This window comes from Paenibacillus sp. FSL R7-0048 (genome assembly GCF_038004505.1).
In the GTDB taxonomy this organism is placed as follows: Bacteria; Bacillota; Bacilli; order Paenibacillales; family Paenibacillaceae; genus Paenibacillus_AQ; species Paenibacillus_AQ odorifer.
This window is the reverse complement of record NZ_JBBORF010000001.1, coordinates 781,685-807,186: the sequence shown is the minus strand read 5'-3', so window position 1 is coordinate 807,186 and position 25,502 is coordinate 781,685. Positions and strand designations below refer to the sequence as shown.

At 47.6% G+C, this 25,502-nt stretch carries 23 protein-coding genes; 5 read left to right on the top strand and 18 right to left on the bottom strand.

Features of this window, described 5'->3' with window-relative positions:
• Positions 1-51: 51 nt before the first annotated feature.
• From rlmD to NSQ91_RS03485, 4 genes are all read right to left on the bottom strand, one after another.
• Positions 52-1,602, bottom strand: coding sequence for a 23S rRNA (uracil(1939)-C(5))-methyltransferase RlmD (rlmD, locus tag NSQ91_RS03500; RefSeq protein ID WP_340916409.1), 1,551 nt, complete (start codon positions 1,600-1,602; stop codon positions 52-54).
• A gap of 64 nt (positions 1,603-1,666) precedes the next feature.
• Positions 1,667-2,557, bottom strand: a complete 891-nt coding sequence (locus tag NSQ91_RS03495; protein ID WP_036680719.1) for a diacylglycerol kinase — start codon at positions 2,555-2,557, stop codon at positions 1,667-1,669.
• A gap of 231 nt (positions 2,558-2,788) precedes the next feature.
• Positions 2,789-3,559, bottom strand: a complete 771-nt coding sequence (locus NSQ91_RS03490) for a sirohydrochlorin chelatase (protein WP_076276936.1) — start codon at positions 3,557-3,559, stop codon at positions 2,789-2,791.
• A 3-nt stretch (positions 3,560-3,562) separates the two neighbouring features.
• Complete coding sequence (locus NSQ91_RS03485; protein WP_019913624.1) at positions 3,563-3,853, bottom strand: YerC/YecD family TrpR-related protein; 291 nt, start codon at positions 3,851-3,853, stop codon at positions 3,563-3,565.
• A 429-nt stretch (positions 3,854-4,282) separates the two neighbouring features.
• On the opposite strand from NSQ91_RS03485, the gene NSQ91_RS03480 reads away from it, so the two are divergent.
• Positions 4,283-4,843: a hypothetical protein gene (locus NSQ91_RS03480; RefSeq protein ID WP_038568686.1), complete on the top strand. Its 561-nt coding sequence runs from the start codon at positions 4,283-4,285 to the stop codon at positions 4,841-4,843.
• Positions 4,844-4,925: 82 nt separating this feature from the next.
• Here NSQ91_RS03480 and corA read toward each other — a convergent pair whose 3' ends face one another.
• The 7 genes from corA to NSQ91_RS03445 all read right to left on the bottom strand — a co-directional run bounded on the left by corA (position 4,926) and on the right by NSQ91_RS03445 (position 12,481).
• Complete coding sequence (gene corA, locus NSQ91_RS03475; RefSeq protein ID WP_076128481.1) at positions 4,926-5,885, bottom strand: magnesium/cobalt transporter CorA; 960 nt, start codon at positions 5,883-5,885, stop codon at positions 4,926-4,928.
• 1,148 nt (positions 5,886-7,033) lie between these two features.
• Positions 7,034-7,579, bottom strand: coding sequence for a hypothetical protein (locus tag NSQ91_RS03470; protein WP_340916407.1), 546 nt, complete (start codon positions 7,577-7,579; stop codon positions 7,034-7,036).
• Between the two features lie 81 nt (positions 7,580-7,660).
• A complete protein-coding gene (locus NSQ91_RS03465) occupies positions 7,661-8,653 on the bottom strand; it encodes an inorganic phosphate transporter (protein ID WP_036686873.1) in 993 nt (330 codons plus the stop codon).
• A gap of 13 nt (positions 8,654-8,666) precedes the next feature.
• The gene (locus tag NSQ91_RS03460; RefSeq protein ID WP_036686871.1) at positions 8,667-9,284 is read right to left on the bottom strand and encodes a DUF47 domain-containing protein; all 618 of its coding nucleotides are present in this window, start codon (positions 9,282-9,284) and stop codon (positions 8,667-8,669) included.
• Positions 9,285-9,486: 202 nt separating this feature from the next.
• Positions 9,487-10,584 (bottom strand): DUF3048 domain-containing protein, encoded by a 1,098-nt coding sequence (locus NSQ91_RS03455; RefSeq protein WP_076128478.1) that lies wholly within the window; start codon positions 10,582-10,584, stop codon positions 9,487-9,489.
• A gap of 204 nt (positions 10,585-10,788) precedes the next feature.
• Entirely contained in the window at positions 10,789-11,565 is a 777-nt protein-coding gene (locus NSQ91_RS03450; protein WP_038568677.1) for a DODA-type extradiol aromatic ring-opening family dioxygenase, read from the bottom strand.
• A gap of 85 nt (positions 11,566-11,650) precedes the next feature.
• Positions 11,651-12,481 carry an alpha/beta hydrolase family protein gene (locus tag NSQ91_RS03445; RefSeq protein WP_076195105.1) on the bottom strand — a complete coding sequence of 277 codons (831 nt, stop codon included), beginning with the start codon at positions 12,479-12,481 and terminating at the stop codon, positions 11,651-11,653.
• Between the two features lie 476 nt (positions 12,482-12,957).
• Here NSQ91_RS03445 and NSQ91_RS03440 point away from each other — a divergent pair, with 476 nt between their 5' ends.
• Together NSQ91_RS03440 and NSQ91_RS03435 are read left to right on the top strand one after the other, a co-directional pair.
• Positions 12,958-13,275, top strand: coding sequence for a transposase (locus tag NSQ91_RS03440; RefSeq protein ID WP_076305695.1), 318 nt, complete (start codon positions 12,958-12,960; stop codon positions 13,273-13,275).
• Positions 13,224-14,150 carry an IS3 family transposase gene (locus tag NSQ91_RS03435; RefSeq protein ID WP_143766647.1) on the top strand — a complete coding sequence of 309 codons (927 nt, stop codon included), beginning with the start codon at positions 13,224-13,226 and terminating at the stop codon, positions 14,148-14,150. Before NSQ91_RS03440 ends, NSQ91_RS03435 begins: the two co-directional genes overlap by 52 nt.
• Positions 14,151-15,332: 1,182 nt before the next feature.
• On the opposite strand, the gene NSQ91_RS03430 is transcribed toward NSQ91_RS03435, so the two are convergent.
• The gene (locus NSQ91_RS03430) at positions 15,333-15,533 is read right to left on the bottom strand and encodes a hypothetical protein (protein ID WP_036680885.1); all 201 of its coding nucleotides are present in this window, start codon (positions 15,531-15,533) and stop codon (positions 15,333-15,335) included.
• Positions 15,534-15,716: 183 nt separating this feature from the next.
• Between NSQ91_RS03430 and NSQ91_RS03425 the strand changes: the two genes are divergently transcribed.
• Complete coding sequence (locus NSQ91_RS03425) at positions 15,717-16,379, top strand: DUF1129 family protein (protein ID WP_076128474.1); 663 nt, start codon at positions 15,717-15,719, stop codon at positions 16,377-16,379.
• A gap of 50 nt (positions 16,380-16,429) precedes the next feature.
• Entirely contained in the window at positions 16,430-17,368 is a 939-nt protein-coding gene (locus tag NSQ91_RS03420) for a hypothetical protein (protein WP_081387209.1), read from the top strand.
• An 87-nt stretch (positions 17,369-17,455) separates the two neighbouring features.
• On the opposite strand, the gene ilvA is transcribed toward NSQ91_RS03420, so the two are convergent.
• The 6 genes from ilvA to purM all read right to left on the bottom strand — a co-directional run bounded on the left by ilvA (position 17,456) and on the right by purM (position 25,160).
• A complete protein-coding gene (ilvA, locus tag NSQ91_RS03415) occupies positions 17,456-18,718 on the bottom strand; it encodes a threonine ammonia-lyase IlvA (protein WP_076104158.1) in 1,263 nt (420 codons plus the stop codon).
• Positions 18,719-18,876: 158 nt separating this feature from the next.
• Positions 18,877-20,172, bottom strand: coding sequence for an SEC-C metal-binding domain-containing protein (locus tag NSQ91_RS03410; protein WP_076128473.1), 1,296 nt, complete (start codon positions 20,170-20,172; stop codon positions 18,877-18,879).
• A gap of 287 nt (positions 20,173-20,459) precedes the next feature.
• Entirely contained in the window at positions 20,460-21,725 is a 1,266-nt protein-coding gene (purD, locus tag NSQ91_RS03405) for a phosphoribosylamine--glycine ligase (RefSeq protein WP_076142419.1), read from the bottom strand.
• Between the two features lie 23 nt (positions 21,726-21,748).
• Entirely contained in the window at positions 21,749-23,296 is a 1,548-nt protein-coding gene (purH, locus tag NSQ91_RS03400) for a bifunctional phosphoribosylaminoimidazolecarboxamide formyltransferase/IMP cyclohydrolase (protein WP_076279485.1), read from the bottom strand.
• Positions 23,297-23,502: 206 nt separating this feature from the next.
• Positions 23,503-24,120, bottom strand: a complete 618-nt coding sequence (gene purN, locus NSQ91_RS03395; RefSeq protein ID WP_076128467.1) for a phosphoribosylglycinamide formyltransferase — start codon at positions 24,118-24,120, stop codon at positions 23,503-23,505.
• Complete coding sequence (gene purM / locus NSQ91_RS03390; protein ID WP_076136912.1) at positions 24,120-25,160, bottom strand: phosphoribosylformylglycinamidine cyclo-ligase; 1,041 nt, start codon at positions 25,158-25,160, stop codon at positions 24,120-24,122. Before purM ends, purN begins: the two co-directional genes overlap by 1 nt.
• Positions 25,161-25,502 lie beyond the last annotated feature (342 nt).

The window sequence follows — 25,502 nt, the reverse complement described above, 5'->3', positions numbered from 1 at the left end:
AGTAGGGACTTCTCCCCACCCTTTGCTGTATCCACCAATACACCTCAACTATTAGTCTTTCCTGACCAACACCGCCACCGACTCCACATGCACCGTATGCGGGAACATGTCCACCGGAGTTACCTCCACTGTCTTGTACCCTCCATCTTCGAGCACCCGCAAGTCTCTTGCCAGTGTCGATGGATTACACGACACATACACCACACGCTCTGGCTTCATCGCCAGAATCGTCTCTAACAACCGCGGATCGCAACCCTTACGCGGTGGATCGACAACGATAACATCTGCCGTAATCCCCTGCTCTTTCCAGTTAGGGATTACATCCTCAGAGGCACCAACCTCGAACACTACATTCTTCATCTCATTTAACTTCGCATTCGCCCGAGCATCCTCAATTGCCTCAGGCACAATCTCTACTCCATATACCTTGGCTGCGTGCTGTGCCAGGAAGAGGGAGATCGTACCGATGCCGCAATAGGCATCGATAACCGTTTCATTGCCAGTCAGTCCGGCGTATTCTACGGTTTTTCCGTACAGCACCTCAGTCTGTGCCGGGTTCACTTGATAGAACGAACGCGCTGAGATAGCGAACTGTACATCGCCGATGTAGTCATAGATGACGTCTCTGCCCCACAGGACGCGGGTTTCGCCACCGAAGATGACATTCGTACGCTGAGTGTTGACGTTCTGGCAGATGCTGACTACATGCGGCAGCTGTTCGCGGATGCTGCCAATCCAGGCGTCCAGATGCGGGATGTCGCGGCCGTTGGTTACGAGGACGACCATCATTTCACCGGTGCGGAAAGCTTTCTTCACGACGACATGACGCAGCAGGCCACGACCGGTTTCTTCACTATAAGCAGAGATGCCAAGTTCTCTGCCAATGTCTTTCACCTTGCGCACAACGTCATCATTATCTTCGTGCTGGATTAAGCACGTCTCCATATCGATGATACGGTGACTTCCCCGTGCGTAAAAACCGCCTACAAGGCCACCTTCGGTTACGCCAATTGGTACCTGAGCCTTGTTGCGGTAACGCCAAGGTTCGTCCATGCCGAGTGTAGGGCGAACAAGAATGCCATCTGTCTGAGCTACTCCAGCGCCATCAGTCGTACCATCCACGATGCCACCATCGTTAGCACTATCTATCTGACTCTCAACAGCTTCATTCTCTTTGCTCTTTCCGCTATCCCCGCCACCACTCACCCGAAGCTTCCCAATCCGCTCCAGGTTGTCCACCACCAGCTGCCGTTTCCACGCCAGCTGAGCAGTGTAGTCCATATGCTGCAGTTGGCAGCCGCCGCATTGGTCATAGATCTCGCAAGGCGCCGCGATGCGGGCGCTGCTCGCTTCTACTATATTCAGCAGTTTGGCGTAGCCATACTGCTTTTTGGTCTTGAGCACCCTTGCCCGGACTTTCTCTCCGGGAAGGGCTCCCTGCACAAAAAGGGTAAAGCCTTCTACGCGGCCTACCCCTTCACCTTCATGGGTCATGCCGATAATATCGAGCATAACCTCATCATTTTTATTCACAGGCAGTCCGGCGACAGGCGCCTTGCCGGCTGGGCGGCTGGTGCTGCGTCCACTGCGGTGTTTACTCATTATTTATAGTTCACTTCTTTCATTATCATCGCTGTATAATCCCACACTCTTGCTTTCAATCAACCTAATTATTCTGAGCAAAAATCCGCAGATGCTGCGGCAAAATCCGAAAACGACCCGGCAGCTCTCCGCCAAGTTCTCCATCCAAGTTCAATTGGACATGCCCTGGAGAGATTACATCCATTGCATCCGTACGGAAATACACAACCTTTTTATCCTGCAAATGCTCGCCACGAAGGGCCAATCTAACCAAACGGACAAACTCTGCCAAGTTGCATTTTTTAACCGCAATAACATCTAACAGACCGTCATCGATTCGAGCGCCGGGAGCAAGCTTTTCAAAGCCGCCAACAGAATTCGTATTTGCAATCAGGAACAGCATAAACTCATCATGAATAACCTCCTGCCCATTGGCACGAATGATTAGTTCCTGAGGAGATAGGCTGACCATTTTTTCAATACCTTTTAAATAGTACGCAAGCTGCCCTATCATGGTCTTCAGCTTACTGGGAACTTCATAGGTCAGTTCGGTTAGACTGCCACCGCCTGCTATATTAATGAAATAACGATCATTGGCTTTACCGATATCAATCGGACGCGACTCTTGACGAAGGATCAAATCAACGGAATCTTCCCAATTCTTCGGGATCCCCATCGCACGTGCAAAATCATTGGTAGTCCCAAGTGGCAATACGCCAAGCGGGGGGAGATTAGGTTTCTCCGCCATACCATTGATAACCTCATTTAAAGTGCCATCCCCACCGGCTGCTATGATTAGATCATAACCGCGCTCTACTGCATCCGCAGCAGCTAACATAGCATCGCCTTCTCCGGTCGTTGCATGGCAGGAGGCTTCAATGCCACCCGTATCCAGCCGGTCCAAAATGTCGGCGAGCCGCTTCTTCATTTCTTCCCGTCCAGAAGTGGGATTATAAATCAATCTCGCAGTTTTCATTACCGGAACGCCACCTGTTTTTTTATAATAGAATAACCTAATTGATTATACCTAATTCGGACCACTACAATCAATGTCAGAGGACATTTATCGTAAATATTCCATTATACAACAATTCACGACACCTTATTAGGCAAAAACAACTATATATATGTCTATGCAGCAAATCCCGTATTATCCACGGAAATGGGCACTATTTTTCATGATTAAGTGGGCTAAAAAGGAAGCTTTTTAACTCTTTTTTCGAATCTGTCCGAGGAGTGTCTCTACCTGTCTCTCAATCCAATGCGGAAGAAGCGGGTGCGGCAAAAGCGTCTGGCCAGAATACTTATAGGTTAACCCTTTAAGTCTGTTCGGAACCACATGTTTAGTGAAATAACCTTCACTCAAAAAAAGCGGCGCCACCAAAACCTCGTGACCCTGCTCCTGCCAATACTCCACTTTACTTCTTACACTGTCCGGATTCAGCAGACCGTAATCGGCAGCCGCTACGCCGCTCACCTCACGTACACGTCCTGCCAGTGAAGAGATACCCTGCTGCCAACGCTGGCGGAAGCCATCATAAATGCTGCCGTGACCTACCAACAGAATCGTCTCACGTTCAGGTTCCGTAGACAGCTTACGGAGCTTGTCCCAGATCATCACAGCGATGTCCGGGTCATCGTCGACAGGATAACCATAGTGAACCTTAGCCTTCACGTGGAACGGCTCTAAATCGGTCTCACGTTCAGGTGCAGGTTTAGCCCCTAGTGCATATTCTATTTCATCGACATGTGTGCTTCCCGAGGAAACGAACAATGGGATCACAATTATATCTGTGACCCCTGCATGTTCCAGTTCATTTATTCCATCTTGAATCAGACGGCCCTCTACCAGCTCTAAAAAAGAGACCACCACTGGCATCTCTTCATCTAGCGATAATTCGCTTACGGCCTCTTCCACAATCGACACCCAAACCTCGTCGCGGGAGCCGTGACTGATAATAAGTACGCCCGGTACCATAAATTAGCGTCCCAAACGTTCCAGCGTTAATTTATAACCATCATTTCCGTAGTTCAGGCAACGTTTTACACGGGAAATAGTAGCTGTACTTGCTCCTGTCTCTGCTTCGATCTGATTGTAGGTCGAACCTTTGCCAAGCATACGTGCTACTTCCAGTCGTTGCGACAGCGATTGAATCTCGTTCACGGTGCACAAATCATCAAAGAAAACATAACATTCTTCCATATTCTTTAATGTTAAAATGGCTTCAAATAATTGGTCTATACTTTTATCATTTAACTTCTTAAGTTGCATCAATTTTTCATCCCCTAAAAGTTCTATCAGCATTAGTTTCTCTGATTAAGCTCCGTACAAAACTAGCTCCGGAAACATCAACCTAATGTCACTATCCTGCCTTTACTATATTGCACTGGAGCGCATTTTTCAAGCATTAACGATTTCACGCTGTAAAGAACGAAAATGATGGACAAACGTCCACCCCACGCGCACACCATTTATGTACCCCAATACAAGTATTTTTCTCTACATAAGAATTATCGCCTACACTATAGTACTACAAAAGCGCCGAAAATCAAGCTCGTACACGGTTTCTTCACTACTTTAACCTGTTTATAGGCATACGCCCTTTTCCGCTCCTATCCCTATTACCCGGGCATTCGTCTATACCGTATGTTCGCCCATGACATACAGTATAGCAGACCACTAACAAAGGAATGTGATATTATGCCTGATCATTACTATAATCATTCCCGCCGGAATCAGCGTTCACTGAGCGATTCGTATAATGCCTCTGCCTACCCCGGCCTCAGTTCATATGCGCCCTCAGCTCTCCCAGGTGAGACCGGAATCCTTCCTGCTTTAGGAGCAGAAGCTGCCACCGAAACTGCGCTAGCGCTCCCTGCAGCCGAAGCTGCAACAAAGGCAAGCGGCGGGCTTGCCGGACTGCTCAGCGGCTTAGGCGGCGGTGGCGGAATTGGTGGGAATATGGAGCAAATCAAAGGTATCATCGATCGTATGGGCGGCATTGACGGGATCGTAAACTCTATGGGTAAAGTACAAAAGGTGATGTCCGGCTTCCAGCAGATGGCTCCAATGGTTAAGCTGTTCATGGGTAGCTTCGGTAAAAACAAAGGCGCAGCAGGCGCACTAGCCGCCGAAGAGGATGCTGCCCTGTACAGTCCTAATCGCCGCAAAAAAAAGCGCTCCACCTCACCCCGTCGCAAATCTACTACAACTACTCGCCGGCGCTCTACTTCTTCCACCGGAAAACGTCGCCGCAAATAGCGGTGACGTTTTCTAGCTATGTATCAGAAAAACAGCAATTCTCGCAGGAAAGAGATTTGCTGTTAGCGCTTCTGCTCTATTTTTACTTAAACCAGCCACTCCGTCGAAACCATCGGAACATCCCAAAACCAACCACCAGCATAAACAGCAGCACACCAAAATAACCATACTTCCACTCTAGTTCAGGCATCTTCACAAAGTTCATCCCGTAGATCCCGGCGATAAGCGTCAGCGGCATGAATACGGTGGTGATTACCGTTAGTGTTTTCATAATCGAATTCATCCGGTTGGAATTGAGTGAAATGTAGCTGTCACGCAAATCCGCTGTCATTTCCCGATCAGCCTCAATCATATCGGAGAGTTTTAGCAGATGGTCATAAATGTCGCCAAAATAAATCCGTTCCTCGCCATTGCTCTGGACATGCTGTGAATTCACGATCCGGTACATCAAGTCGCGCATCGGCACAATCGTCCGCCGCATTTTGAGGAGTCTTCCGCGCACGCCAAACACCTGGCTCATCAATTCCTCCACCGACTCACTGCTGCCGCTGCTTTCCAGATCCGCAAGCTCGTCCTCTAAACTGTAGAGACATGGAAAATATTTATCCACCAGCTTGTCCATCACCGTATATGCAGCTGCCATCGGCCCACCCGACCAGCCTTTTCGACTATGTATTTCGCTCTTCACCTGTTCCCACGCTTCATTCATCTCTGCTTTTTCCTGATGGTGATAGGAGACAAGAAAGTTCGCGCTTAAAAATAGGTCAACCTCCTCAGCATCCAACGTCCGCTCATTCAGCGCATGCAGCACAAAAAACTGCACATTCTCATAATGATCCAGCTTCGGCCGCTGCAATACATGCATACAGTCCTCTATCGCCAAGGGGTGAAAATGAAAATATTCATCCAGCAAAAGCGTCTCTTCTGGCGTAGGCGTAGCAAAATCTGCCCATATCCAAGCATAATCCTCCAGCCGGATATTTTGCAGAGGGATCTCTGTCAGCACCTCACCTTTATGTGTGACAACAAGTGTACGTATCATAAATGTTCCTCCGCTTCATCTTCTTCCACGCCTCTATTGTACAGCAAGAAGACAACTCTTCCAAAAAGCAAAAAACATAGCCAGCAGCACCGCTCAAGCTAGACTAAGAAACATTTGGTGCTTCGTCGTTCGTTAATGCTCGATTCATTTGTGTAAGGTTGGTTGCGCTGGGGGCGAGCTGTCCTTATTCTCTGCTGTCGGTATCGGGTTTATGAGTGAGATGAATTCGTGGCTATGAATAACTACCGCCTATTTTACGAATTAGTTGGTGAAAAAGTGCTCATTAGGAATGGTAAACAACCCTTCGATCGTAAGCAGACTGACCTTGATTTCGCAAAAGTTTGAGTTCATCGCCTCTCGTTCATTTACCGTAAGTAACATATGGTTTACTTTGGGCTGGTAGTGACCGTGGGATAGGGATGCAATTCTTGCCTGTAAAGTTGAATGCGGGCGGGATAATGGAAATAAGGCGATATTCTTCGACGGCAGAAAAGCAGGGAGAAAGGTAAGGGTTGGGTTGGGTTGGGTTGGGTTGGGTTGGGTTGGGTTGGGTTGGGTTGGGTTGGGTTGGGTTGGGTTGGGTTGGGTTGGGTTGGGTTGGGTTGGGTTGGGTTGGGTTGGGTTGGGTTGGGTTGGGTTGGGTTGGGTTGGGTTGGGTTGGGTTGGGTTGGGTGCACTGGATTCCGTTGAAATGTATTACGTTAGGCTGTTGAGTTAATTTGTGTTAGGTTACTTTGTGCAGGGCTGGACTTCGATGTGCTCGATTCTGCTGAAATGAGGTAAGTTAGACTATGCTGAGTTAATTTGGGCTAGGTTACGTTACGATGGACTGGATTAAGGGTGCACTGGATTCCATTAAAATATGGTAAATTGGGCTAGGTTACTTTGTGCAGGGCTGGACTTCGGTGCGCTGGATTCTGCTGAAATGAGACAAGTTGGACAGTGCTGATTTAATTTGGGCTAGGTTACGTTACGATGGACTGGATTTAGGTGCGCTGGGTTCCCTTGAAATGTGTTAAGTTGGGCTGGTCCAACCTCATACAAGTCAGGTTCCGTCATTCTAAGGCATTTATGCCTTTCTTTTTGCTTCTTCGACGCTATTCCACTAATTCTAAGGCATTTATGCCTTTCTTTCTGCTTCTTCGACGCTAGTTCACCCATTCTAAGGCATTTATGCCTTTATTTCTGCTTCTTCGACGAAGTGTCTCCAATTCTAGGGCAATTATGCTCTTCTTTTTGTCACCATCCTCGAATTTCGTAAATTCTACGGGATATATACCGTACATTCCCCCTCCGACGCCAAACTTCGTCACTTCTACGGGATTTATACCGTACATTCCCCCTCCAGCGCTAAACTCCGTCATTTCTACGGGATTTATACCGTACATTCCCCATCCATCGCCAAACTTCGTCACTTCTACGGGATTTATACCGTACATTCCCCCTCCAACGCCAAACTTCGTCACTTCTACGGGATTTATACCGCACATTCCCCCTCCAACACCAGACTTCGTCACTTCTACGGGATTTATACCGTACATTCCCCCTCCAGCGCCAAACTCCGTCATTTCTACGGAATTTATACCGTACATTCCCCCTCCAACGCCAAACTCCGCCACTTCTGCGGGATTTATACCGTACGTTCTCCCTGCAACGCTAAACTCCGTCATTTCTACGGGATTTATACCGTACATTCTTCACCCATCCTCATGTCCAAACAACAAAAAAAGATGTCCGCAGCCCAATGGCTAACTGACATCTTTATTAAAGGGTGTTTAAAAAATGATTTTGAAAATCAGACCTGCTAATACCGCACTGATTGGAATCGTGATGAACCAAGTGACCACAATACGTCCGGCTACTCCCCATTTCACTGCAGAGAAACGTTTGGCAGAGCCTACCCCAAGGATCGCTGATGTGATCGCATGCGTTGAGCTTACTGGCAAATGCAGCAGCGTTGCTGAGAAAATAACAGATGCCGCGGAAATATCAGCCGCGAAACCGTTAATAGGTTCGATTTTAAAAATCTTCGTACCCATAGTCTTAATAATCTTCCAACCGCCAATGGAGGTACCGAGCGCCATAGCCGTAGCTGCAGCTATCTTAACCCACAAAGGGATAACATCCATAGTTTCTTGACGTCCTGAGGTAACGAGTGCAAAAGTAATGATCCCCATCGCTTTTTGCGCATCATTCGTACCATGTGTGAACGACTGTAACGCTGCCGTAAGGACCTGCATAGAGCGGAAGCCCTTGTTGACCGTATGTGGACTACGCTTAGCAAAGATCCATTTCAGGATGGTCATGATAATATAACCAATAACAAACGCAATGATTGGGGAGAAAATCAGTCCTTCGACAATTTCCACAAACCCGCCCCAATTGATGTGTGCTGAGCCTGCCCCCACGTATACTGCACCCGCTAAAGCGCCGATCAGTGCATGAGACGATGAGGATGGAATCCCGAGCCACCAAGTAATCAAATTCCAAATAATCGAAGCAATCAGCGTCGCTATTATGATATCCAACCCATTTTCAAGCAAGGTCGGGTCGGTGATACTTCCGCCGATTTTTTTGGCCACACCTGTAAACATCAAGGCCCCAACAAAGTTCATCAGTGCTGCCATAATAATTGCTGTTCGCGGTTTTAAGGCACGTGTTGAGACAGAGGTAGCAATTGCGTTGGCCGTATCATGGAATCCATTGATAAAGTCAAACGCAAGCGCGAGAAATATAACAATTCCAAGAATCCATATAGATGTTTCCATATTCTAGTACCCCTTATGAGTTGCGCATGATGATCGATTCCAACATGTTGGCTACATCTTCACATTTGTCTGTAGTGGTCTCGAGCCGCTCATACAGTTCCTTGCGTTTAATCAGCTCAATCGGGTCTTTTACAGTTTCGAACAGGACCTTAGTACAAATACGAAGCACTTCGTCCCCTTGATTCTCAAGGTCATTCAGACGGATTGTATATTCACGAATCGCAAGCAGCTTCTTCTGGGAGAGCAAATGAACCGCTTTTTGGATTTCATAAGCACACTGACGAAGGATTTCGGCGAATTGTACAATGTATTCATCCGGGTCAAGAAGGTTGTACATATAGAAACGTGAGGCGGATGCCTCCAGACCATCGATGACATCATCCATGCTTGTGATCAAGTCCATAATGTCGTCACGTTCAAGCGGCGTAATAAACGTCTTGTTCAATTCTTTGATGACGGTGTGCGTGTAAGTATCACATTGGGATTCGTACTTTTTCATCTCTGCAGCGAAATTATCGACATTATTCCGGAGATCAGTGATATTCTGAGCAAAATAATCTGCAGCTTGGACAATAGTATCGGCCATATTTTCCAGCGTCTCAAAGAATATGTCCTTTTTTCTCAACTTCATTGTTTTAAACCCCTTTACATAAAATTACCGTGAATACAGAGCCATTCATATGTAAAAAGCATGAAAATGAATGACAACCCTTGTTATCTTATCATATCCGTACAAGGTATAGAAGCTATAGAAATGAACTTTTTTACACTCTATTAACACATACCCATTATTCCGAACACAAATCTGTATAACACTGGATATTCCGACTTTCTTATGTTGTACCATCCGCCCCGCCATATACCACATGACTGCTAAATGAAGGTGCATTAGGGACCACCAAAATATGGGTAATTCCTGGATACATCAGCTCTTCTTTTCCATCCCTCACAAAGCGGATCACATCCCCTGGTTCACGCGACCATCTGCCTTTGGTGACCTGTCCCCGCTGAAAAAGCAACGCTTCCCCGCCAAGCTCCACATCAATCTGAAGTCTTCCGACATCATCAAGCACTTTATGATCGGCTCCAATAACCATCACATTGGCCGCTTCCACCGGATTATCGTTATTTAGATCCACATGAGGTTTGTCATTCACATAACGCTGATAGGTTTGACGTTTAGGATCATATTTATAGTCAACTTTATAACTTTTGAGCAGATAGTTTATGCTAAATTCAGCGGCTTTCTCTCCGTCCGCCGGTATGTAATCTGGATTGTTAAAAAGATACCCAGGTACCTTCACACTTTGCGCAAACCCAAGCTTCTCGGCACCTTCCCGCAGTTTGGCTGCGTTGCTGTACAGGTTATGTGGTGCTTTTCGCGCTTTATCCCGCCAAAAATAAGCTCCGGCACGGCCGATCTCGTCCATATCTTCTTTTTTCTCTTTTTGCAAAATGGCATAAGCCGCCGGACTCCCTCCGGCATGCACCGTCACACCACCGTAGCTCTCGCCAATATCCAGCAGATAGGGGCGGATGCTGCGAATCGGTCCGATTTTCACCACACCTGTATGGCTCTGAAAAATACCAATCAAACGTGTGATGCCACCTTCGGCAAGAATCTCATACAAAATATCTGCTTCACTAACCCCCGATTGCGGCCGGGCGGCAGGAGCATTATTTATCATTACGGCCAAGGGACGCGGAAGACTGTCTTCAGAAACTGGAAGACCTGTTAATCCGGATACGAGCTCAGCAGCGGGATCAATAGTAGGTGAGGGTTGAATCGTTTCGATAGGCGTGGGCTCTGCGGTAGGCTGCTGTGTCGGGGTGATCTCATTATTTGCACTCTGTGTTCCGCAAGCGGAGAGCAATAGGGTGGTCAATACAATGGCAGATAATAGACGGGAAGAAGAGCAATTTACTTTCATAAGCTTGTAGTTCCTCCTAAACGTTTTATGAAACTCACTGATTCCTTCCATTTAATCACAGTCAGTCCCATTTGTCTTGATCACCTTCTCCCTTTTTTCATAGCAAGCATAAGGAAATTTTATATCATGGAATAGATAAATTCTTATATAAAAAAAAGGGTACAGCCATTGGGGCTGCACCCTGCGGGTCTCTTATTCATTCAGTTAGTCTAGCTTCCAGCAATTAAGACTTAATGTCCCATACTGATAAGCCTGAAAAATCCGCTCTGCCTTCCTGCTGCCATCCGCTGTTCCCATCGCGTAAAAGAGAGGTGCAAAATGCTCTCTTCCATAAGAAGGAACCGCATCGCGTACATGTGGAGCTTTTTTCTCATACGCAAAAAGTGAAGGCAAATCCCAGGCTTCTAGTCCCTTGGCAATCCAGGCATCGAATTCAAGTGCCCAATCCTCAGGTTGCTCACTTTCACTTAGCATCCGCAAGTTGTGAACAAGTCCACCGCTTCCAATCAGCAGTATGCCTTCGTCACGAAGCGGTGCTAACATCCGCCCGATATTGTACTGCTCCTTGGGAGAGCGCAGGGAATCGACGGATAAAGCAACTACCGGAATGTCGGCGTTCGGGAACATTTTTTTCAGTATCACCCAGACTCCATGATCGAGTCCTCGCCCCAGAACGGGCTGATGTGATAGATTGTTATCCTTGAAGAGCTCAGAAATCCGTCTTGTTAGGGCCGGATCGCCCGGGGCCGGATAGGTCAGCGTGTAAACTTCTTCAGGGAATCCGTAGAAGTCATGCTGTGTCTCGTGCAGTTCATCAACGGTAAGTAGCTGTTCAGGGCTATCCCAATGCGCTGAGAAAACTACTATACCGCGTGGCGCTTCAAGTTCTTGACCAAGCCGCTCCAGAAAACGGGTATACTCGTTATCCTCCAGTGCGAGGAGCGGAGAACCGTGCGCAATAAAAAATGACGGTAATTTCATAGGATGCCAACCTCCATAACCCAGTATATGGTGTGCATCTTTATTTTACCGCTTATTGCAAGTTAATGCGAATAAAAACCTTCTCCTAAATCATCCAATTCTGCCACTCTGTCTGCAGATGCTCTTGTTCGTTCATCCATTCTATAGTCCGCTTAAGCAGCTGCTGCTGCGCCGGTCCAGAAGAAAAGGTGTGATCCCCTTGAAAAATGATCTCTTTGTCGCAACGTCCTTCGGGACGTGTCCAGAACAGCTTCTGGTAAAGAAAAGCGTAATCCACCGGAATGACATCATCAGAGGTGCCATGAATGACGAGTACATCGCCGCTAAATTTGCTCGCTTCTTGGAAGGGCTGAAAAGCCGCCAAAGAATTAAAATATACCGGTGTAAACGAATAGCCCACATAATCCGCTGACCCATTCTTCACAGCACGATCATACGCCTCCCGCCCTACAATTTTCACAATATCATTGAAAGGATAACCAACAGAGGCCCATAACACGAGATTCTTCACGCGGCGATCGCGAATACTTGTCAGCAACGCCACCGCGCCACCCAGGCTATGGCCAATCAGCGTCACGCGCTGTGGGTCCACATCAGCAGAGCTAATTCCGTAATCAAGCACCGCTCTAGTCTGAGCGATCATCGATTCCATGTCTTCGCCGCCATAATTCCCGCTGCTCTCGCCGCAGCCCACATAATCAAAACGAATAACCATATATCCCTCTTGTGCCAGCTCACGAGCAGCCTTCACAAAAATCCGGTCTACGCCAATACGATTCCCCACAAATCCGTGGCAGATCACGGCTAATGGCAGTCTATCCTTGCAACGCGAAGAGGTTCCCTTCTCTTTGTTCGGGTAATGTATGCTCGCCGTCAATTCTTCTCCGTTATGCCGGATTACAATATTCCGTTCCATTGCCGCATCCTCCTATAATTATATTTATATTTATATTTATAATTTAATTTATTTTAATTTATTAGAATTCCGATTAACTTAGTATGAATTATAATCTAATTATAAAGATTTCGTTCATATTGTCAACAGCAAGGGGACAATTCTTAATAAACGCACGGAGTATTTGGGCATTAGAGTCTGCGCGACAATCAGGGTGTCCCGTAAGATATGAACATGACTCTAGGGCTCCCACGTCGAGTGGATTGAAACCGCCAATCCGGGATTCAGCAGCTCCCTCTAGTTCAGTAGCTTCATCGGACTCAGTAGCTCCACCGGACTCAGTAGCTTCAGCGGACTCAGTAGCTTCAGCGGACTCAGAAGACCCTATTCTCAGATTTAGCACACTTTTTGAATTCTATCGGACCCCATGAAGCTAGAATAAAAAGTGGACAGTAGTTAACAGACTGGCGATAATGAGTCCACGGAGGTGTGTTCACATGGGAGAACATCGACAACGGTATAACGAAGAATTTAAAAAACAGACAGTGCAGTTCATTCAAGAGCAAACAAAGACAGTGGGCGACTTGGCGGAAGAGCTCAACATCCCAAAAAGTACCCTGCATCAATGGATGAGCCAGTATCGAGAACTAAAGAATGAACCGGCAGCTAGCGTGGATCGAGTACGGGAACTCGAGGCACAGTTGAAGGAGATGCGTCGGCAACTTCAAGAAAAAGATAACAAGATTGCCGATGTGGAAGAGGAATTAGCGATCGTAAAAAAAGCAGTGCACATCTTCAGCAAACCAAGGAACTGAGATTCCAGTTTATTGAAAAACATCGCTCCGAGTTTCTCTTGGAGAAGATGTGCATGACCCTACATGTGTCACGGAGCGGGTACTACAAGTGGCGGACAGAAAAAACCAGTACGCATATGCTTCGTAAGGCTGCGATAATGAAGCGAATTCAGTATCATTTTGCAGACCATCAAAAGCGGTATGGGAGTCCGAAGATCACCCGCCTGTTACATCAAGAAGGTTATACCGTTACCGAACGCACGGTGAGTGTGTACATGCGACATATGAAGCTTCGCTCCATTGTCTCCAAAACGTATCGCGTACAGACCACCGACTCCAATCATGACCATCCGATTGCCCCGAATACGCTGAACCAGCAATTTAAAATACTCAAACCCAATTCAGTATGGGTTACCGACATTACGTACATTCCTTGCCGGGGAGGGCGCTTGTACCTGGCAAGTGTGATGGACCTTTGCACGCGCGAAATCGTGGGGTGGCGCTTGGAGAACCATATGGAAACTAGCTTGATTTCGGGCGCTTTACAAGATGCTTACGAAGCTAAACAACCGGAAAAGGGTCTATTACATCACTCCGATAGAGGTTCTCAATATACTTCTCATGAATACACGAAGCAGTTGAAAGCGTATGGCATGGAGTCCAGCATGAGCCGCAGAGGTAACTGTTATGATAACGCCTGTATCGAGTCGTGGCACAGCATTTTGAAAAAGGAGCTCATTTATTGTAATCCGCGATTCAAAACTAAGGAGCAAGCCTACCAGACACTTTTTCAATATATTGAGTTTTACTATAACCGCAAGCGAATGCATGGCGCGCTGGGGTATCTTTCTCCAGTTCGTTTTGCTGAGCAATTGACTAGAATGTCTGTTGCGTGACTGTCCACTTTCTTGACAGAGGTCCACCATAGTCGCTATCACCCTGTAAAACAGCAAATAAGAGCTACTTTTCGAGCAATAGCGTCACTGGGGTCCGAAACTGTGCTGAAAAGGCGATAATTTGGCTAATAACGTCATCTGAGTCCGAAAGATGGATGCTACGACAACCGGGGGTCTGGGGGTGCTTGAGGTTTGGGTTTGGGTTTGGGTTTGGGTTTGGGTTTGGGTTTGGGTTTGGGTTTGGGTTTGGGTTTGGGTTTGGGTTTGGGTTTGGGTTTGGGTTTGGGTTTGGGTTTGGGTTTGGGTTTGGGTTTGGGTTTGGGTTTGGGTTTGGGTTTGGGTTTGGGTTCGGGTTTGAGAACCCCACCAAAAACACACAGCAGCGATCCCCAGTATCGGAGGATCGCTGCTCTATTGTTTTTTCGAGATGAATGACCAGGGTTGTTAATCAATCGTAGCTGTCGTTAAACATCTCATGGGTTTCATGGGTTTCATGGGTTCCATGGCTGCCTTGCCAATTCTTAAGCAGGCCCTCGGGGGGATCTTCCGCGGAAATCCCGCTGCTGAATCCATCGGATTCAGCAGGCTCTATAGGACTCAGAAGACCCTATTCGCAGATTTAGCACACTTTTTGAATTCTATCGGACCCCATAGTCGCTATCACCCTGTAAAACAGCAAATAAGAGCTACTTTTCGAGCAATAGCATCACTGGGGTCCGAAACTGTGCTGAAAAGGCGATAATTTGGCTAATAACGTCATCTGAGTCCGAAAGATGGTGGATGCTACGACAACCGGGGGTCTGGGAGCTCTGGAGTTCCCGGGGTTCTGGGGTTCCGGGGTTCCGGGGTTCCGGGGTTCCGGGGTTCCGGGGTTCCGGGGTTCCGGGGTTCCGGGGTTCCGGGTTCCGGGGTTCCGGGGTTCCGGGGTTCCGGGGTTCCGGGGTTCCGGGGTTCCGGGGTTCCGGGGTTCCGGGGTTCCGGGGTTCCGGGGTTCCGGGGTTCCGGGGTTCCGGGGTTCCGGGGTTCCGGGGTTCCGGGGTTCCGGGGTTCCGGGGTTCCGGGGTTCCGGGGTTCCGGAGTTCCGGGGTTTCAGAACCCCACCAAAAAACAAAGAGCAGCGATCCCAGTATCGGAGGATCGCTGCTCTGTTGTTTTTTCGAGATGAATGACCAGGGTTGTTAATCAATCGTAGCTGTCGTTAAACATCTCATGGGTTTCATGGCTGCCTTCCCAATCCTTAAGCAAGCCCTCGGGAGCATCTTCTGCGGAATCCCACATGCTGAATCCATCGGAGCCGCCCCAATCCCCCATTGAATTATTGGGCGTAGGCTCGAAACCGTTGCCCATGGATCTTCCCTGTTCTTTCTTGTTCTCATGTTCCATAAAGCTCCCAACCTTTCCCAATGCTATATTGATCAAGCAACAACATTATCAGTGTTCACTCTTCTAAAAGGATTATGCATATCGCCATAGAAATGGTTGTCCTTGCGTAGACCTGTCATGCAAACGTATACTCTAGGTTAAAGACTATACCGATTAACAACACTGGAGGTTTACATCCAAATTATGAAAGTGAAAGATATGATTAAGGAAAATAACGCCCTGCGTGAGCAGTTGACGCCCTTCAATCGCTCCTATTTAGAAGATATGATCCTTGCGGTGCGAGCCAGTCGAATTGACCCTCTGCGCGGAGAGGAACTTTTGCTGGATGCGGCCAAGCTGCTGTTGAAGGAACAACGTAAAGGGAAAAATGCCAAGCAAGTATTCGGCGAGAATCCGCACGATTATTTTAAAGAAATCATAGACAGTGTTCCCGGGCGCCCGGTGCGCAGTAAATGGAACTATTACTTGATGATTCCCTGCGCAGCTCTGACCTGTCTTTTTGGGATATTGGCAATCGGTGGACTCTTCTTCCAATGGACTGACGATTCACCTGGAATGTTCGGACAGATCAGCCTTTTCACCCTGCTCGCTGTGGGAGTAGGCTCCATTATCTTAATTGAACTCATTATGAAATGGATGTCTTCCTTGTCGGAAAGCGATGCACCCAGTGCCAAACCTTTTGATATAAAAAGCCTTGGCATCTATATTGGCATCGCAGTAGCTGCTGTATTTATCGGTATGTTCCTCGATCGGTTATTTCCGGTCATTACAATATCCCCGTGGGTAAGCTTAATTCTGTGCATCATTGGGGGGTTGGGACTGAAATTTATATTTTTCAAAAAATAAATACCTAGGCTGAAAACTTTATTCCATCCGATAGATAGGGGGAAACTTCCATGATTAAGAAGCATTATATTCTCTACTCCGTTCTAGCTATAGCCTTAGGGCTAGGCATAGTGCCCAGTGCTATTCACGCCGAAGGTGCTACCAGCCCTCCTGGGGAAGGCGCTAAGGCAATAACCCAAGCAGCTAGCAATAATCATGCAGAGGCTGTCTATAAAGCTGCGTTACCGCTGTTATCTACCTCTGAAAAGTTACCCGAAGCCATAAAATATTTGAACTCCAATATGTATGCGGTAGGTTCGTATCGTGCAACAATGATGACGCTGAAGCTTGAGAATCTGCATAAAGCTGCGCTGCAAGCCTGGGAGAGTAAATTCAGTACCAGCACTGTCCAGCGGAAGCTCACCGCCATTTATAAAGCAGGCGCCAGCATGTCTTCTCTTGCCGCTATTACCGATGATCTCCAGCTGCGTACACTGCTGAAAAGTGCCAGCGAAAGCGGATATAAGCTGGAGACAGCAGAGGGTACTTTTTTCCCGGTGATCGATTATGGGGCTTACCGCAAGTACAAGCTATACGTCACCAATGATATCAGCGCTTATATTACCATTATGGCCACCGAATCGGACCTGCCCTCTTCCAAGGACAACGGGCTAGTTATCGCCTGGACTGAGGTAGCAGCCAGAGCTTTATCTCAAGAGCAATTCATTCAAAATCATCCGAAATCAAACCGAATTTCTGCTGTAAAAGCCTTGTATACTATGTATGTGAATAATACGTTTTACGGCCAGAATAACACTCCTCTCTTCCATTATGACAATCTGGAAATGGATTTGGAGGCGCAAAAGGCTTACTCCAGTATTCTGACCAAAAATAATGACAACAGCCCATTTCTACAAAAGCTGGATAGCTTCATGAAATTAATGAAAGATAATAGCTATAAATTGACCGATGAGGTCGAGCAATATCGTAAGACTTCGTTACCTCTCTAATAAAGAAACCACAAAAGCCCGTCCCTGAAATGAATAGGGACGGGCTTGTTTATGTTCATTAACGTGATTATGAAGTGGATGCGAGCCTTAAATAAGGATGTTAAAGAGATTAGAATCCTTATTGATCTCTACATAATCGACGCCCTTCTGCTGCATCCGTTCGATGAGAGGTTCGTAGGCATCCGTTGACAATAATTCAATGCCCACAAGCGCGGGACCATTTTCTTTATCATGCTTCTTGATATACTCGAAACGGGTAATATCATCGTGAGGTCCAAGGATTTCGCCCAAGAACTCACGCAGCGCACCTGCACGTTGCGGGAAGTTCACCATGAAATAGTGTTTTAAGCCTTCGTAAATCAATGAACGCTCTTTGATCTCCTGCATCCGGTCAATATCGTTGTTGCCGCCGCTTATGATACAGACAACTGTTTTGCCGCGGATTTGATCACGATATTGATCAAGCGCTGCGATAGGCAGCGAACCTGCTGGCTCAACCACTATGGCATTCTCGTTATATAGTTCCAGAATCGTGGTACAAGCTTTACCTTCAGGCACCATCACGATGTCATCCAGATGACGGGAACAAATATCGTACGTCAATCCGCCAACACGTTTTACAGCCGCTCCGTCCACGAACTTATTAATTTCCTTTAGAGTCACCACTTCTCCCAGCTTGATCGCTTCCGTCATAGAAGCTGCTCCGAGTGGCTCCACACCAATCAACTTGGTAGAAGGACTAACTGTCTTCACATAGGTGGCTATGCCCGCTGCCAGGCCGCCTCCACCAATGGTTACGAACATAAAGTCTGCAGGGTTGTCCAGACTCTCCATCACTTCCATTGCAATGGTGCCGTTGCCCGCAATGATTCGTGGCTCATCAAAGGGATGGATCAACGTCATCCCATGATCTATACAAGCTTGCAGTGCTTCATCATAAGCGTCATCAAAGGTATCGCCCTTCAGAATGACCTCAACAAACTCACCGCCGAACCGCCGAACCTGCTTAACCTTCTGGTTAGGCGTAGTGCTTGGCATATAGACCTTGCCTTTAATTCCAAGCGCTTTACAGGAATAGGCTACGCCTTGTGCATGGTTGCCCGCACTCGCACAGACAATCCCTTTTGCTCTATCTTCTGCTGACAAACTACGAATCATATTATAAGCTCCGCGGATTTTGAAAGAACGTACAATCTGCAAATCCTCGCGCTTCAAATACACATCACAATCATACTTGGCTGACAGCACAGCATCACGTTGTAGGGGTGTCCGGATTATGACTTCACGCAGTACGTGATGAGCCCGCACAATATCTTCCATTCCTACGATTCGGTCTTCCTCTTCTCTCATAACCCTCTCGCCTCACTATCTATCTGTTATTCTACTTCTTGTAACATACTCTCCCGAGGACATTTTTTCAAGCATCCTAATCAGTGATAAAGAAAAAGAGACTAAAGGAACCCTATAGTCTCTTAATAGTATTTGCTATCCCTACGCTATGAAACCTACTAGTCCTGTTGCTTCAGCATCCACTTCACCAGGTCTGGTAAGCTTGTCCACAAACGTGAATGTACAATAACATATTCGATAGCCTCGTTAGCGTCACCCACGCCTACAAAATCAGGCAGGTTATGCGGCAATCTTTTGATACCTAACAGATAATCTGGCACATGCTTGTTCACATTCTTTGCCACGCGGTAGAGCATCTTGAGCTGGGAAGTAATCCCGTTCTTCTTATATTCTAAAACCATACGGTCATATGCTACTGTTGCTGCTGCATCCTTGCCGAACTTCTCCAGTACCTTCTCGGTCTTCTTAAGCTTATTAGTGTAAAGGTACGTTGCCGTTAGAAGGTAACGTGCACCTGTGTTATCTTCTGGGTTCAATTCTAGAATGTGCTCCAGCGTCTTTTGTGCTTCTTCTGCATTTCCGCTAAACCAGCAGGAGTCAGCGTAGCTTTTGCAGATTCGAATGTACGAACGTGTCTCGTAAAGACCCCAGAAATGTCCTTTGTTCTCAGTGAAAAAGGCTTCTCCAAGCTCACGCGCACCCGCTTCCATCCCTGCTTTCAGATAAGCACGGGCATCTGCTTCATTCTCAGCTTCCTCAGCCAAAATGAGATAGGCATCCGGACTGTCCGGATAAACTTCCAATGCCGCTTCTGCTAGCTGGATCCGGCGATTGGATGCTTTAGTTTCCATTGCTTTTTGCAGCAAAGCCTGTTCCTGATCCTTCGGAGTGCCTGAAACGTTGAGCAAAAGTAATTCTTCCTCTGCCCCGCCCATGCCGTACTGTTCGATATAATTAAGCATCTCTTTAACTTTTCTGGAGATGGTAGGTGCAGTAACCTCATGTTTGATCGCTAGATCAGCTTGAGTTTGAAGGAATCCATATTCCTCAGACAAGATAAACTCGATAGCTGCACAGAAGGAGCCCATTTTCTTCACTGCAGGCTTGATGTGACGGGAATAACCATTCCATAGAACCAGACCTTCCCAGATTAGCTCCCGGTCATAGCTGTCTCTCATGGTCTCAATAAGATGCAGAGCCAATTGTTCATGCGCCGGATGCTCCCATTTCAGATCACGTGACACCTTTTTTTTGAGCGTAGTTAGGGTAAGCTTAGCTTCAGGAATTGCTGCCGCTTCTGGTTTCTCGGCCACAGCCACAGTAGCAGCGGATTCTTCCGTTGTTACCAGTCGCATGATGGATTCCACTGCAGAAGTTTCTTTCCCTAGGCAGCATTTCTTATATTTTTTCCCGCTTCCGCAAGGACACATATCATTTCTTCCAATCTTACTCAAAACGAATTCCCCCTTAAATCTGTGAGTAGCCATTCGCCATAAGCGTATCGCTAGTATGCACTATAAGTATCAACATTTTCAGGCACGAGGCATCCTTTATAAGGTTACTGCACAAAGTCTGAAGGACTCCGATTTAAAAGGGCCTTCCCATGATCGGAAAGGCCCTTATCTGTATATATCCGCACATTTTCCCCCGTACGTGTAGTATTATAGCACTTCTTCTATCACTTGTCAGTCCTTTTTTAGGACTTAAAGCGCAAAAAATTGCTAGATACAGTGCTTTATCCTTATACCAGAGCCTTCATAGCGATGTCGCTGCGATTCTGTTTCCCGGAAAAAGAGATTCCTTCAGCCCTAGCATAGGCTGCTGAACGAGCTTCGGCAATCGTAGCACCCAGGCCTACCACGCCTAAGACCCGTCCGCCGTTCGTTACCCAGCTGCCATCTGCCCCCCGTGCTGTACCGGCATGGAAGATCAGCCCTCCTTGGCTGTCCTCAAGCCCTTCGATCGGCACTCCCTTAGGATAAGAGCCTGGATATCCTCCAGAAGCGAGAACCACGCACACCGCTGCTTCGTCGCTCCATTCAATGTCGATATCCGCAAGTCTACCCTCGGTTACTGCCAAAAAGATTTCTAACAAGTCGCTCTTCAATCTAGGCAGCACGACCTGTGTCTCCGGATCCCCAAACCGGGCATTAAATTCGATGGTCTTTGGTTTACCTTCTGGAGAAATCATCAGCCCTGCGAACAAAACGCCGCTGAAAGAACGGCCTTCAGCTACCATAGCCTTGGCTGTTGGCTTAATGATGGTCTCAATCGCTTCTTGGATAATCGCCTCGTCGATATGCGGCAGAGGCGAATAGGTACCCATTCCACCGGTATTAGGGCCTTTATCTCCATCGTAAGCGGGCTTATGATCCTGAGCGGCAGCCATCGGACGAACTGTCTCTCCATCAACAAAAGCCAAAATCGACATTTCCTGACCCGCTAGGAACTCTTCAATGACAACCTGAGCGCCAGCCTCACCAAACACTTTGGTTACCATAATATCAGCTAGTGCCTGCTCTGCCTCTTCCCGTGAATAGGCAACGGTCACGCCTTTTCCTGCGGCAAGCCCATCTGCCTTGATTACGATCGGCAGCGGTTGCTCGCGTAAGTAAGCCAGTGCAGCTTCATAGCCATCAAATTTTTCATAGGCTGCTGTCGGAATATTATATTTGTGCAAAAGATCCTTCATAAAGGTTTTGCTGCCTTCGATCTCAGCTGCATTCTTACGTGGACCAAACACTGGAATAGCCTGTGCTTCAAAAGCATCCACAATGCCCCCTGCTAACGGATCATCCGGTCCGATTACGACAAGGCCAACTTCCTTCTCTTTGGCAAAAGCCGTCAGACGATCGAACTCGAACACACCGATAGGCACACATTCTGCTAGCTGCGCGATTCCGGCGTTGCCGGGTGCGCAATAGATTTTACCAACCTTGGGGCTTTGGGACAGGCTCCAAATAATCGCATGCTCCCGGCCGCCGCCGCCAACCACTAAAATATCCATTAGAATAAAATCCTCCCAGCGTTCTAGTGTTTGAAATGACGGACGCCTGTGAAGACCATAGCAATTCCATACTCATTCGCGACCTTGATCGATTCTTCGTCTTTAATGGAGCCGCCTGGCTGAATAACTGCGGTAATACCTGCTTTAGCTGCCATTTCAAGTGTATCTCCCATTGGGAAGAAGGCGTCAGAGGCAAGGACTGATCCTTTGGACTTCTCGCCAGCTTGTTCAATCGCAATTTTTGCCGCGCCAACGCGGTTCATTTGCCCTGCACCTACGCCAACTGTCATATCATCCGCCGCTAATACAATCGCATTAGATTTCACATGCTTAACTACCTTCCAGCCGAACAACAGCTGTTTCAATTCTTCTTCGGTTGGCTTACGGTCCGTAACAACTTGCAGATCATCCGGGTTCACAGAATGCACATCGCTCTCCTGTACAACCATTCCTCCATCAATAGAGGTAACTACGAAGCTGCTCTTACGCGCGCTAGCCGTGCTAAGATTGCCGATTTTGAGCAAACGCAGGTTCTTTTTCTTCGTAAGGATTTCCAGTGCTTCATCCGTAAACCCTGGCGCCAATACGATTTCGAGGAAAATCTCTTTCAGCAGATTAGCAGTGTCTGCATCGATAATCCGGTTAGCGGCTACAATTCCGCCAAAGATAGAGGTTGGGTCTGCGTTGTAAGCTTTTTGATAAGCTTCGTATACACTTTCACCGACACCTACACCACAAGGATTCATATGTTTAATGGCTACGACAGCAGGTTCTTCAAATTCTTTCACGATTTGCAGCGCTGCGTTAGCATCGTTGATATTGTTGTAGGATAATTCTTTGCCATGCAATTGCTCAGCTGCTGTAAGAGTATCCCCCGCAGCCAAAGGCTTGCGATAGAAAGCCGCTTTTTGATGCGGATTCTCGCCATAGCGCAGATCCTGAATTTTCTCATAAGTCACGGTGTAGCGCTCAGGAAGCGGTTCGCCAGTAACATTAGCCAAATAATCGGAAATTAAGGCATCGTAAGCCGCCGTATGACGGAACACTTTTGCCGCAAGACGTTTGCGTGTTTCCAGCGTTGTATCTCCACCTGCGCGAACCTCTTCAAGCACTGTAGCATAGTCGTTAGCATCTACCACTACACTTACAAAAGCATGGTTCTTCGCCGCAGAACGCAGCATCGTCGGTCCGCCGATATCGATATTCTCGATGGCTTCTTCATACGATACATCCGGTTTAGCAATGGTTTCCGCGAACGGATACAAATTTACTACTACCAGATCAATGTAGTCCAGACCAAGCTCTTTCATTTGACGCGTGTGTTCCTCATTGTCACGAACCGCTAGCAATCCGCTGTGTACAGCCGGGTGCAAGGTTTTGACACGTCCATCCATGATTTCCGGGAATCCTGTAACATCGGAAATACCGATGACTGGAACACCTTCCTTAGCCAAAAGCGTGCTTGTTCCACCTGTGGAAATAATCTCTACGCCTAATGCAGACAACTCGCGGCAAAAATCCACGATACCTTGTTTATCCGATACGCTAACTAGCGCTCTTTTGATACTCACTTTGAATAGTCCTCCTTCGGGTTGTACGTGCGATTTAATGTGATGACATCTAAAAGCTTGGGAAATTACTATAAGAAAGAATCTGACTCTATTACCTACTACACGACACATAATGCCGCTTATGCAATATTTCCCGAGAAATACCCTGAAATCTCTCCGCCTGTCACCAAATGTCGATCCAAAACTTCGAATGGCTACAGTGTGGCTTACTTTTCGCGGATAATCGTCTTTCTTCCACTCAGTTCCACTTTCCCGCTGGCAAAAGCGCCAACCACTTCAGGATACAACTCATACTCAACCTTATGAATCCGTTCCGCCAATGAATCTGCCGTGTCGTTATCCAACACAACTACGCTACGCTGAGCAATAACTGGCCCGGTATCCATACCTCCATCGACAAAATGCACAGTGACTCCCGTCAGCTTCACGCCATAATCCAGCGCTTGGCCGATCGCATCCTTTCCGGCAAAAGCAGGCAGCAGCGATGGGTGAATGTTAATAATCCGACCCGCATACGGCGTTAAAAGCACTGGTGTAATGAGGCGCATATACCCTGCCAACACAACCAGCCCGATTTCCCTTCGCTGAAGCTCTGCTACAATCTCTGCTTCGTAGAGTTCACGGCTGGCGAAGTCTTTTGGCCGCAGCAAGAGGGCGGGAATTCCCGCATCCTCCGCACGTTGTGCTACAGGCGCTTCCGGCTTGTCCGAGACAAGCAATTCAATCCTGCCGTCTCCAAGCAAACCTGCTTTCTGTGCCTCGATCAGTGCTGCAAAATTGCTGCCCTGCCCCGAAGCAAAAACAGCGATTCGACTTGATTGCATCACACTTCAGCTCCAGTAAAGGTTACTTTGCGTTCCCCTTCCGTTACTTTCCCAATGATATACGCCTCTTCTCCGCTAGCTTTAAGCAGTTCAAGAGCGCGTTCTCCATCAGCAGCGCTAACTACGAGAACAAGACCAATTCCCATATTAAAAGTAGTGAACATATCACGGTTGCTTACATTTCCTTTGTCCTGCATCAATCCGAAGATTGGCAGAATCGGCCACGATCCGTAATTGATCTCCACATCTACATTATCAGGCAATACGCGTGGGATATTCTCGATGAATCCGCCACCCGTAATGTGAGCCATACCTTTTACCGGAAGCTGCTCCAGCAGTGCCAGCAAAGGCTTCACATAAATCTTAGTTGGTGCAAGGAGTACATCCGCGAGCGGAGCGCCAAGCTCAGGAAGCACATCATTCAGGCCATAACCCTCTTGCTCAAGCAAAAGCTTGCGCACCAGCGAGAAGCCATTGCTGTGCACACCACTGGAAGCCAGACCAATCACTGTGTCTCCAGCAGCGATGTTAGCGCCTGTTACCAGCTTCGCTTTGTCAGCTACGCCCACTGTGAATCCAGCAATATCATATTCACCTGCTGAATACATACCCGGCATCTCAGCCGTTTCGCCGCCAATCAGTGCACAACCCGCTTGGTGACAGCCTTCAGCGATTCCGGCTACGATAGCCTCAATTTTCTCCGGCACCACTTTGTCGCAAGCCAGATAGTCGAGGAAAAAGAGTGGCTCTGCACCTTGCACTACAATGTCGTTCACGCACATAGCTACAGCGTCGATGCCAATCGTATCATGGCGATCCGCCGCGAACGCGATTTTGAGCTTTGTGCCTACACCATCGGTTCCCGATACAAGCACTGGCTCTTCATATTTATCTTTATTGAGGCCAAACAGCGCTCCGAACCCACCAAGATCCGTCATTACTTCTGGACGGTAAGTACGTTTTACGTGCTTTTTCATGCGTTCTACCGCTTCATTACCAGCCGCAATATCCACTCCGGCGTTTTTATAAGCTTCCGACACTATTGGACACCTCATCTTTTAATAGTTTAGAGCGCGTTTGGGCGCATTCGGCTTTTGGGTGGTTGTAGGGGAGTTACTGCGAGGAATGTTTGGACTTCCGATCGCTGTTATGGTTGGATTTCCTGATTCGAACCGCTCTTCGCGGTAGAAATCCAACCATAAAGGCGAACGCTACGCTTCTACAGTTCCAAACTTCCTCTCCATAACTCCCTCCAACCACCGGTTTGTCCCTACTGCAAGCCGCAGTGCGCGCCTTGCACACGGACCTCAAGACCTCAGTGCATGAGCTGCGCCATGCACCTCCTTAAGCGAGACAAGCGGCCCTCGTATTTGCGAAGCAAA

Excerpts from the sequence above, each read along its gene's own strand:
- rlmD (WP_340916409.1), bottom strand. The coding sequence starts at position 1,602 with ATGAGTAAACACCGCAGTGGACGCAGCACCAGCCGCCCAGCCGGCAAG.
- NSQ91_RS03495 (WP_036680719.1), bottom strand. The coding sequence starts at position 2,557 with ATGAAAACTGCGAGATTGATTTATAATCCCACTTCTGGACGGGAAGAA.
- NSQ91_RS03490 (WP_076276936.1), bottom strand. The coding sequence starts at position 3,559 with ATGGTACCGGGCGTACTTATTATCAGTCACGGCTCCCGCGACGAGGTT.
- NSQ91_RS03485 (WP_019913624.1), bottom strand. The coding sequence starts at position 3,853 with ATGCAACTTAAGAAGTTAAATGATAAAAGTATAGACCAATTATTTGAA.
- NSQ91_RS03480 (WP_038568686.1), top strand. The coding sequence starts at position 4,283 with ATGCCTGATCATTACTATAATCATTCCCGCCGGAATCAGCGTTCACTG.
- corA (WP_076128481.1), bottom strand. The coding sequence starts at position 5,885 with ATGATACGTACACTTGTTGTCACACATAAAGGTGAGGTGCTGACAGAG.
- NSQ91_RS03470 (WP_340916407.1), bottom strand. The coding sequence starts at position 7,579 with ATGTACGGTATAAATCCCGTAGAAATGACGGAGTTTAGCGTTGCAGGG.
- NSQ91_RS03465 (WP_036686873.1), bottom strand. The coding sequence starts at position 8,653 with ATGGAAACATCTATATGGATTCTTGGAATTGTTATATTTCTCGCGCTT.
- NSQ91_RS03460 (WP_036686871.1), bottom strand. The coding sequence starts at position 9,284 with ATGAAGTTGAGAAAAAAGGACATATTCTTTGAGACGCTGGAAAATATG.
- NSQ91_RS03455 (WP_076128478.1), bottom strand. The coding sequence starts at position 10,584 with ATGAAAGTAAATTGCTCTTCTTCCCGTCTATTATCTGCCATTGTATTG.
- NSQ91_RS03450 (WP_038568677.1), bottom strand. The coding sequence starts at position 11,565 with ATGAAATTACCGTCATTTTTTATTGCGCACGGTTCTCCGCTCCTCGCA.
- NSQ91_RS03445 (WP_076195105.1), bottom strand. The coding sequence starts at position 12,481 with ATGGAACGGAATATTGTAATCCGGCATAACGGAGAAGAATTGACGGCG.
- NSQ91_RS03440 (WP_076305695.1), top strand. The coding sequence starts at position 12,958 with ATGGGAGAACATCGACAACGGTATAACGAAGAATTTAAAAAACAGACA.
- NSQ91_RS03430 (WP_036680885.1), bottom strand. The coding sequence starts at position 15,533 with ATGGAACATGAGAACAAGAAAGAACAGGGAAGATCCATGGGCAACGGT.
- NSQ91_RS03425 (WP_076128474.1), top strand. The coding sequence starts at position 15,717 with ATGAAAGTGAAAGATATGATTAAGGAAAATAACGCCCTGCGTGAGCAG.
- NSQ91_RS03420 (WP_081387209.1), top strand. The coding sequence starts at position 16,430 with ATGATTAAGAAGCATTATATTCTCTACTCCGTTCTAGCTATAGCCTTA.
- ilvA (WP_076104158.1), bottom strand. The coding sequence starts at position 18,718 with ATGAGAGAAGAGGAAGACCGAATCGTAGGAATGGAAGATATTGTGCGG.
- purD (WP_076142419.1), bottom strand. The coding sequence starts at position 21,725 with ATGGATATTTTAGTGGTTGGCGGCGGCGGCCGGGAGCATGCGATTATT.
- purN (WP_076128467.1), bottom strand. The coding sequence starts at position 24,120 with ATGCAATCAAGTCGAATCGCTGTTTTTGCTTCGGGGCAGGGCAGCAAT.